Origin of the sequence: Actinosynnema sp. NPDC059335, from assembly GCF_042752395.1 — a bacterium.
Classification (GTDB): Bacteria; Actinomycetota; Actinomycetes; order Mycobacteriales; family Pseudonocardiaceae; genus Actinosynnema.
Genome location: NZ_JBHYXZ010000332.1, coordinates 1 through 1150 on the forward strand (window position 1 = coordinate 1; position 1150 = coordinate 1150).

Genomic DNA, 1150 nt, shown 5'->3' on the forward strand with positions numbered 1-1150 from the left:
GCCACCCCACCCCCGCCAGACTGCCTGACTGCTGACTGGGGTACGGGCTCCCCGACCCGGGGCGGCCCCGGGTACCCACCCCGCGGCCGCCACGGGCATGGCGTTGACCGGGGGGCTCGGCGAGGCCGCGCCGTCCGCCCAGGTCGGCACGCTCGCGTCGAGCGCGGGCTGCGGCAAGGCGCCGACGATGCGCAGCGGCACCCACACCATCACCAGCAGCGGCAAGAGCCGCAGCTTCATCCTGCGCGTCCCGGACGGCTACGACAGCAACCGGGCGTACCGGCTGATCTTCGCGTTCCACTGGCGCGGCGGCACGATGAACGACGTGTCCTCGGGCGGCACGAGCGGCACGGCGTGGTCGTACTACGGGATGCAGGAGCAGTCCAACAACAGCGCGATCCTGGTCGCGCCGCAGGGCCTCGGCAACGGCTGGGCCAACTCCGGCGGCGAGGACATCACGTTCGTCGACGACATGATGCGGCGGATCGAGGGCGACCTCTGCGTGGACACGGGCCTGAGGTTCGCGATGGGCTTCAGCTACGGCGGCGGCATGAGCTACGCCATCGCGTGCGCCCGAGCCAACGCGTTCCGGGCCGTGGTGGTCTACGCCGGCGCGCAGCTCAGCGGGTGCGCCGGCGGCACCCAGCCGATCGCGTACTTCGGCCTCCACGGCATCACCGACAACGTCCTGAACATCTCGATGGGCCGGTCGTTGCGCGACACCTTCGTGCGCAACAACGGCTGCGCGGCGCAGACCCCGCGCGAACCGGCGCAGGGCAGCATGTCCCACATCACCACGACGTACTCCTGCCGGGCGGGGTACCCCGTGCAGTGGGCCGCGTTCGACAACGGGCACATGCCCGGCCCGGTGGACGGCACGTACACCGAGAGCGGGGTCCGGACCTGGACCAAGGGCGAGGCGTGGAAGTTCATCTCCCAGTTCCAGGGCACGCCGCCGTCGAGCACCACCACCACGACCAGCACCACCACGACGACGAGCACCACCACCACGACCACGACGTCCAACCCGCCGGGTGACGGCTGCCGCGTGACCGACACGGTGAACGCGTGGAACACGGGGTTGACGTCGGAGATCACGATCACGAACACGGGGTCGGCGGCGATCTCGGGTTGGTCGTTGGTGTTCACG

General features: G+C 70.8%; 1 protein-coding gene. It reads left to right on the forward strand.

Features of this window, described 5'->3' with window-relative positions; genetic code table 11:
- Nucleotides 1-97 precede the first annotated feature (97 nt).
- Nucleotides 98-1150: cellulose binding domain-containing protein (locus tag ACFXGA_RS40235; protein WP_378098501.1), on the forward strand; the 1053-nt coding region annotated here is incomplete at its 3' end.